This is a genomic window from Chroococcidiopsis cubana SAG 39.79, assembly GCF_003991895.1.
Taxonomy (GTDB): domain Bacteria; phylum Cyanobacteriota; class Cyanobacteriia; order Cyanobacteriales; family Chroococcidiopsidaceae; genus Chroococcidiopsis; species Chroococcidiopsis thermalis.
In genome coordinates, this window is record NZ_RSCK01000085.1 from 18,588 (window position 1) to 27,504 (window position 8,917).

5 protein-coding genes are annotated in these 8,917 nt (G+C 44.3%); all 5 read right to left on the reverse strand.

The genetic code is table 11. The features are described from left to right. Positions 1 to 14: 14 nt before the first annotated feature. The 5 genes from DSM107010_RS29635 to DSM107010_RS29655 all read right to left on the reverse strand — a co-directional run bounded on the left by DSM107010_RS29635 (position 15) and on the right by DSM107010_RS29655 (position 8,563). Entirely contained in the window at positions 15 to 3,293 is a 3,279-nt protein-coding gene (locus tag DSM107010_RS29635; protein WP_106167833.1) for a glycosyltransferase family 39 protein, read from the reverse strand. Continuing rightward, a complete protein-coding gene (locus tag DSM107010_RS29640; RefSeq protein ID WP_106167834.1) occupies positions 3,290 to 4,837 on the reverse strand; it encodes a tetratricopeptide repeat protein in 1,548 nt (515 codons plus the stop codon). The genes DSM107010_RS29635 and DSM107010_RS29640 overlap by 4 nt, the downstream gene beginning before the upstream one ends. A 95-nt stretch (positions 4,838 to 4,932) precedes the next feature. After that, positions 4,933 to 6,435, reverse strand: coding sequence for a permuted SH3 domain-containing protein (locus DSM107010_RS29645; RefSeq protein WP_106167835.1), 1,503 nt, complete (start codon positions 6,433 to 6,435; stop codon positions 4,933 to 4,935). Continuing rightward, a complete protein-coding gene (locus DSM107010_RS29650) occupies positions 6,432 to 7,649 on the reverse strand; it encodes a glycosyltransferase family 4 protein (protein WP_106167836.1) in 1,218 nt (405 codons plus the stop codon). The genes DSM107010_RS29645 and DSM107010_RS29650 overlap by 4 nt, the downstream gene beginning before the upstream one ends. A gap of 89 nt (positions 7,650 to 7,738) precedes the next feature. Continuing rightward, complete coding sequence (locus DSM107010_RS29655) at positions 7,739 to 8,563, reverse strand: glycosyltransferase family 2 protein (protein ID WP_106167837.1); 825 nt, start codon at positions 8,561 to 8,563, stop codon at positions 7,739 to 7,741. Positions 8,564 to 8,917 lie beyond the last annotated feature (354 nt).

Consider the following 8,917-nt stretch of genomic DNA (forward strand, 5'->3'; position numbering starts at 1 on the left):
TCAAACAATAATAATTAATAAGCTCCTAAATCTCCCCCTTGATAAGGTACGTGCGGAAATACCCCATCTTCTGGTTTCCACAGCCGCACCCGCGCTCCAAAGGTTTCCATAATTGGTTGACCTAAAGTTTCTATGTAGTCGCGAAACACAGGTTCAAATCTACCTTCTGTGTGATTATCTACATGTAACCATACGCGCTTAGAATTCTCTAAAATATGGCTCATTTGATCTAAATTACTAATTAGTTTGCCACCACCCCAGCGATCGATCACTCGACCGTTATTCCAATAGAAAACATCGAAGCGGATATTACCTGGAATAAAGTAATCTAAGCCTCCTAAACCAGTTGAAGCAGCAGCCGGAGAAGTCGAAATCACAACATCGCCTGCTTGTCTGTGACTGCTAATATATGCGAATGCTTCATTGTTACGCCTAGTGAGTGCGTCGTGATAGCTAGCTAAAACTCGATTTGGTTCTACGTTCAGAATTAAAAGTAAGAGAACGCTGGCGATCGCAATCCCTCTACTTGGTAATAAATTTCTCGTAAACACCTCAAATTTGCTGGCTACACTTTCGGCAATACAAGCAGCACTGTAAACAGCGAGTAAAATAAATATGGAATAAATTTGATAGGTGTACCTCGTAGCAATTTGATAAATCAAAATAGTGAGTAGTATCAAGTTGATCGAGACGCTACTGAACAAAAACAATGTTTTTCCATCTCGCCGTTTGAGAAAATATATCCAACCTAACAAAAAGAAAAAACTATAAATAATATGCATTCGACTAGGACCCACAAAGAAATTGTTTGCCAGTCCTGAAATGCTAAAGAAATGAACTTTGAGATAAGCGTCTGTACTGTCGGAAAGAGCTACCCAAGGAGTCAAACATCGAATCGAGAAGAAAACAAGATCGTAAGCAATAATTCCCATTGAAACGACGCTACTCATAACAATTTGCCAATCGTCCGCCCAGCGAAAAGGTCGATAGAAAAATATAAATCCTACTAAAAAGCAAGGCAATAAAGTTACAGTTACCTCTTGATTTAAGATGGTCAGAATCAAAGCAATGAAAAATCCGTATTGGTAAGCTCTACCACTGCGATCGACAAATCCTTTGAGGAACAACCAGAAACTTAAGATGCTCAGGCATTGAACGACTTGGTAAAACCGAATGAACCGAGAAAAGTAAACTTGTGAAGGATCGAAAGCTAGAATTGCCGTGACGATGAGAGCTATCCAAGCTTTTCCGGTAATTTTGCGGGTGAGAACATAAACTAAAACTAGGGTGGCTGTACCCCAAAGTACGGACAAAAAGCGAGCATTCACTACTGAATCCCCTAGCAGCCGCAGCCACAGAGCCAGCATGTAGTGATAGGCTGGAGAGCGGGTGTACCAAATACCCGATGTTGCTTGGGGCGCACCTGTACGCAGAATTCCCCTCGTTGCATCTAAAGAAGTATTTTCATCTGCATCGAGATCTACGAAACCCAGGTTATAGGCTCTCACAACAAAACCGATCGCAACGATCGCACCCAGCATCAACCATTGGTTCCAAGCGGGAGAATACGCTTGGTAAGCTGTCGTCAATCGATTTATGAAGTTGTGTCGCGTGTGGCTGGGAAGTAAAATAAACAGGGCGATCGCCCCAAATCCAAACAAAATTAAGCACATACTGATTGGAGATGCTCCAACCCTGCTAACTAAACTCAAGCTGATAAAGGCAGTTAACCCCATAGGCAACCACAACCCCAAGCAAGCTAGTCTCCTTTCCCGCCAACTCCACAACAGCGTCAGCAACACGACGATTAAAAACCCTAGCAAGATGAGCGCATCGCTTTGTTGTTGAAAAAACAGCAGTCCCCGTTCTGCTTCTGCATAGCGATGCTTGAGTAAACCAATTCCAATCAGAAAAAGCGTTCCTGGTAATAATAGCTCTGCCCCAGCGCCCAAACTATTCCACCAGCTAAGGCGATCGCCCAACCAAAATCTACCAAGACTCCAAGCGCTAACCACAGCACAACCTATACCTGCTAATTGCCACAGCCAAAAGTGCCAGAGATAATCGGGATAATTCAGCAGATATGCATCGCCCTCAAACGTGCGTTCTAACTTTTGTGCGTCTGGCGAACCCAAAACTTGTGCTGCTCGTGCTTCACCCTCGCCATTAAACCAGCCAGATACAGGTTGCTCCAGAGTTTTCCAAGTGTTATTCGTGGTAATGGGTGCGATCGCTGCGTGCGACTTAGTTTCTGCCCAGCCATCCAAGAAAAATCCGAGCGGATTAAAGGGAGCCGCCGCACCAAGTTGGTGCAGGGGTCGAGTCAAATGTACAGCCAGGGTATTGCTGCCAGGTCGGAGAAAATTTGTCACCTCATACATGTGTAATTGGTTGTTCTGCTCGGCATCGTAGCGGTTGACCAATAAACCGTTAATCAGCAAAGCATACTTCCCATCTCCGGCAAACCGAATGAAGGCACGGGAAAACTGATGTTGTGGTATCTGCCAATCACTTCTCAGCCACACTTCTCCTTGGGTACTTTCAATTCCAGTAATCCAATTTCCCCCTAAGAAGCGATCGAATAGTCTTGGACTGAGGCGATTATAAGTTCCTTCTTGCACCGAACCAATTGCTTTAGCTGAAGACCAACTTTCATCAGGAAAATCGCGATCGAACCAAAGCAAACCATTGTGGGCTTCGTTGAGATTTGAAACTACCCACGGTGTTGTACCTGTTGCCAGATCGATCGCGGGTGATGTAGATAAGGGATAGACAGCGCCCTCAACTACCACACGCGGATTTTGCCGACTCTTTTGCACCTCGATCGCGATCGTATTTCTCCCAGCTTGGAGGTGACGAGTCAAGTCAACATAGGTGGTTAATTTCCAATCTTGAGCATTGGCAAGCTGAATCCAATCGTAACCCCGCGATCGGTAAGCAACGCTATCATTTGCTCGTTGAAACTCTTGCGTGAATCGACTTCCCAAACCCAGAGAATGATAGAGAATATTTCTGTCTCTAGCGATCGCCCGTCCATTAACATAGAGAATGAAATCGTTATCGGCACTCAGCCGCAACCAGCCTGCTTCGGGAACGTCATTCAGGAAAAAAGACCGACGAGCATAAAAACGGTAAGTAGGCGTTTGGGGAGCAATCCACTGCATCTGGGCAGACCAAGCAACGCGATCGGCAGCAGCAGGACTTTTATCCCAAACAGAAAAGCCGGTCACGCCTAATAAAAAGCCCAGGATTAAGACTAATCCGAGCGATAGCCAACGGTTTAAACGCTTCATTCTTGAGCCTCGCCAGATTCTTTCCAAGCTTTGTTGTCAATAGATTGGCGATACTGCTCCCAAGCTTTTTCGATCTTGCCATCATGGTAGCTCGCCCAAGAGTTATGCAAATATGCTTGCCCCAACAAAGCCAAATTGCTTTGCTGGGGATACTCTTGCGTTTCGATAATTTGTCGTGCTGCTGATGCCGAGCGATCGAATTCACCATTAGCAGCCCTAGCCAGCATTAAGTCGTAAAGCGCTTCAATATGAGCTGGAAAAATTTGCAATGCCCGTTCAAAACGCTCTATTGCTAATCCTGTTTGATGGTTTGTGGGGCTGTTAGGACCATTAAAATAAGTGACTCCCTGGTTTAAGATACTTGTCGTGAGATATTCCCGCACCAAAAAGTTTTGCGGTTGCATTGCTAAGGCATTTTGGAAATAGTCTTCAGCGCGGATGTAATCTTTGCGTCGATAGCTTTCTAATCCCTTGACAAATTCGATCGCATCTGGCTCCGATCGGTTAGCATAAAATCTGGCTTCTGCTTCACGTCGTAGAAATTCCGTGTCGCCTTGCAAGGGAGGATAACAAGTTTTTAAAATCCTACTAATAGTGACAACTGGGCGATACTGACCCTGAGCATACAACGTATCTAGGTGGCGATCGATGAAATTGGGTAAAAGCATTGATAGAGTTAGTAAAGCGATCGCCACTCCCGCCCAAGGCAAAAACTTAGCTAGATCTGTTATCAAAGCGTTAAAACTTTGCTCAGCTAATCCTAAATAACAAGCCATTAAACTAATGACTAAACCAGCAACAGCATAGCTCCAACCGCGACCAATGTAGGCAAAAAAATTATTACTATAACCAAATCCCTCGACCCAGATTCGATCCCAGGACGACATTTGAAAAAAGCGACTATCTTCAATCGAAAAATAAGCGATCGATTTGATTGGCTCGGGTTGACTTAAAGTTATATTCTGTTTCCACTGAGACTGAATTTTCGGAAAGTTTCTTTGGACGTGATGAGTAGCTTCTACCCCTTGTTTGTAGTAAGCCGCACTTAAAAAAGCCACGGTAGGCGACCAGGTAGTAATACAGTAAGGAAAAAGTAGCACGACAACTAATCCGCTCCAAAACAGCATTCGAGCAGTGCGACCGCGCCTATAGCAATTCTCGATTGTATGCGTGACATTGGTAGGGGCGCACAGCTGTGCGCCCCTACTCGTGTGTTTTACCCAATTGAAAACCGCTATAAATTGGAAGGCGATCGCCCCAGCTAAAAGCGCAAACAATAAAGCAATAACCCTACCTGCACTGGCGATCCTAAGATTAGTGTCAAATGCCTCTAAAGCTTCGGGAGGTAAACTATACCAAGGAGATTTTACCCCTAAAAATAAAGCAAAAGATGCAACCAAAAAAGTAAGTCTCGTGCGCTCAAACCAGTTATACCAAACCTCTTTTTTAACTTGATTTTGACTAATTATTCCTGTTTCAGTCACAGGTAATATATTAGTAAATCTGAGTCGAATGGTATTCAGGTAATAGAGCAAATTATTCATAAGTAGTGAGTAGTGAGTAGTGAGTGGCTAGTGGCTGGTGGCTGGTGGCTAGATTTTCTCCCTTGTCTCCCTTGTCTTCCTTTTCCCCCTTGTCTTCAGTTTTGACTTCTGACTTCTAAGCGATCGCCTGGATTTATCCCTCTAGGAGAAAGTACAACCTGTTCCCCAGGCATCAAACCCGATATAATTTCTCGTTGATTGTCGAAAATTCTGCCCATTTGGACTGGTTTGACAACTGCTTGACCTGCCTCGGCAACCATCACCATGCCTTCGCCACCAGATAAATGAATCACTGCACTTTCTGGAATCGCTAAATTAGCTTTGTCCTTATTGAATTGAACGTATCCCTGCAAGCCAGCTGCCATTTGCAGATCGTCAACGGCAATCCAAACGGAGTAAGTATAGCGGCGATCGATCCCACCTTTAGGACGTTTGCCCGCACTAGTTAAAATGGTTGGGTTGAGTCGAATCACTTTCCCTTGGAAGGTGCGACCAGGATAAGACATCAAACGTATCGTCGCGAGATCTCCAACTTTAATCGCGTTGATTTGCGCTTGGTCGATATAAGCTCTAATCGCAAAATCTTTAGATATACTGACCAGCGGACGGCTAGCACGTACCCCTGCTAATTCGCCGCGATCGATATTAACCCAACTAACTAAACCATCCATCGGTGCGTAAAGCACTGTATTGTGTAAATTTTTTAGAGCATTTTGTAGGGCTATTTTGTCGTTTTGCAGTTTCAGACGAGCATTACCCAACTCGTTATCGATCTCTTGTTGCGTGTGTGCTAGTTCTTGTTGAGCGCCAAGCAAGTTTTGTTGCAAAGTTGTATAAAAGTCTTGGCTACCGTAGAGCTGAATTTGAGCGTTAATTGTTTGCCGTTTCGTTGAATCTAGGTCTTTCTTCCGCGCTAAATAACTATCTTGAATGTCGTAGAGCTGAAATTTAGAAATCGCTCCTGCTTGTACTAAGGAATTCATTTGTTGCAGTTTCTTTTGAGCGATCGCCAGCCGATGCTGACCATCAGCAACTTGGTCTTTGAGTTCCTTCTCAACCAAGGAATTCATATCTTGCACTTTAGTTGAGGCGATCGCCAGCCGATGTTTGGCAAGTTCGACATCAGTTTTTAGCTTGGCTAATTTCACTGGCGCTGACTTTTGTAAGTTCAGCAGAGCCATTTCCGAAATAGCGGCATTGTTACGGGCAGCATCAACGGCATTTTTATAGGGTTCTTGCTGGAACTGAACCAATGCCTGTCCTTTTCGTACCGACTGCCCTTCCTCAACGTAAACCTGTTCTACTGGTCCCGATACCTGTGGGCGGAGGTCTATTTTATGCAACGCCACCGACTCCCCAGGTGCAGCTACGTTATCCTCTAGAGTTTTTGGCGCTACGGCTACAGTTTTCACCGCGATCGGTTTACCCGTTAATCGTTGCAATGCTGGATAACCAATGCTAGAAGCGTAGATTTTCGACTCTGGATTTTTGGTCGCTGGCACGAGTACGGCGATCGATAGAACCGCCATAATCCCCAACGGCGCTGCTACTAGAGTTGTCAACACAGCACGAGAAAATAATGGATGAGAACGAATCATAATTTCACTGTTTGAGAGAGCGTCGGCACAGTATTAGCCAAGGCGGAGCTAAACACCTCTTGCCATAGAGGAACGATCCGCGACCAGCCAAACCGAACTTGAACATCTTGCAAGCCTCTTCGTCCTAATTGTTGAGCCAGATTGGGGTCAGCCAGTACTTTCAAAATGGCGGCTGCTAGCGCTTCAGGGTCTTTTTGGGGTACTAACAGACCAGTAACTCCAGAACGGATGACATCGCCAATGCCACCAACTGCACTAGCAATTACAGGCTTTTCATGTGCTAAGGCTTCTATCATCACGATTCCTAAGCCTTCGGTATCGCCTTTGCTATCGACAATGGCAGGTAGGACAAAGATATCGCAGGAAGCGTATGCATCTGCCAATTCTTCTTTGCTGACAAAACCGAGGAATTCTACCACTTTATCTAAACCCAATGTATGACACTGAGATTTAATCTCTGTTTCTAGGATTCCCTTACCAACCACCTTTAAGCACACGGGCTGCTGTTTTAAAATCAGTGTCAAAGCCTGCAAAAGATACCGCAATCCTTTACGTTCGTCCAATCTGCCAACAAAAAGTAATTGGGGAATCTCCCCTGCTGCACGTTGTTTGGGCGGTTTTGCTTCAATCGTCAAGCCGTAAGGAATTACGGTAACTGCGCCTGAATAAATTTTGCGTACCAATCCCAGCGTGAAAGAAGAATTGGCAGTGACGCTGTTTGCATGGGGCGTGAGCCAGCGCAGAATTGACGAGACAAAGCGAAATTTATTTGCCAGTAAAAGTTCGGCTCCGTGAAAACTGAACACCATCGGAATGCCGAGAATCTTACTAGCAGGGAATGCCATCAATCCGTGTGGAAAAGCCCAGTGAACGTGGAGTAGGGCTGGTTTTTCCTTGCAGCATACCAGAAACAACCTAATCGTACCCAGAAGGATGTAAAGAGCCGCAGCGAGTAAATAAAGCGGCTGTTTTTGCAACTTAGTCGGCGCTCCATCTCGGACGAGATTTTCAAACCGTTTGAAACAATAACGAAAACGATAAACTTTTATACCATCTAGCATGTAGCTTTTACTACCTTCGTAGGCTGGGGCAAAAACCGAGAATGTCGTTTCCGCAGATTGACAGCGTAAAATTGCTTCTCGCACAAAGGCTCCGTGGTTGCCTTCTGCATTTTGAGGATATACCGAACTGATAACTAATATATGTTTGTTCATTGGAGAATGGGGAGTCGGGAATGAAGGGGAATTGTAGAGACGTTACATGTAACGTCTCTACATAAATTCATGTAACGTCTCTACATAAATTAAGAATTACTCGCTACGCGATCGCGACTGACTTGCAGATCGAAAGCTTCTTTACCAGCACGAAACCCAACATCAACTGCTTTGAACATCGCCGGAATGTATTGAAATGGTAAGAGCAAGCGATTTTCAATATGAAACCACCACCAAGTGCGGGAAAAGTTCATGGCGGATGTCACCAGCCGTCCGCGTCCAAATTTACTCTGACCGGAAAAACGTGGATGCCAAGGAGTAGCAACCTCTGTAATGTTATATCCCCAACCTGCTAAGATTGCCAAAAGGTAGCGATGGGTCACAACATCAAACGGTACTTTGGTGAGAATGTCGCGGCGCACGAGTTTGATCCAATTCATGTCATGAATTTTCAAACCAAAGGACATCCGACAGGCAAGATTAGCAAATTTAGAAGCCATGACTTTGCCATCACCGCGTTGCTGTCGCCATCCGGCAACGCCGTCAACTCCTGGTACGCAAGCTTCTAATAATAAAGGTAAGTCACTCTGAAAATCAGATTCTAGATCGGCTTGTCCCCAAAATACCCATTCTGTATTAACGTGGGCGATCGCAGTTTTCCAAACTCCGGTGACACCGCGCTTTTGAGGATGTCGAATCGTTTTTAAATAAGCATATTGACAGCATAACTGTGTCAGAATTTGAGGAGTTTGATCTGTACTGCCATCGTCAATTAAAAGTACTGGCAGAGTAAAGCCTAGATTTTGAAAAGTGCGATCGAGCGTATAGAAAAGTTTTTCCAAATTACCTTCTTCATTCAAGCAAGGAATTACGATTGTGACGGAGTGACTTAAGGCGGGAGGTGCGAATAACATGCGGCAGAGAGAAATGTAAAAGTTTTGTTAAAAAACATCATGGCTGCGTAATGTATTGATTTAGTTCGGTAGAAGTACTTGAATCTTTATGTTTTTTGTTAAAGAATTTGTGAAGAGAAAGACAAGTTAGAGCAAAACTTAAAAAATAGTAAAAATTCTCTAGCGATCGCCATTAAATCTATGCCAATTTGTGTAATTTTACCGAGGTTCGGTTGTATTTTGAAACGCAAGTTGTTGTCAAAAAAATTTACTTTTACATAGAATCCGTAATTCAACATAGAGCAATTCCTAGTCTACTGAGGTACGATTAATAGTAATGTTGTGTATTCTGCCCAGATAAAAATGAAGGCATAC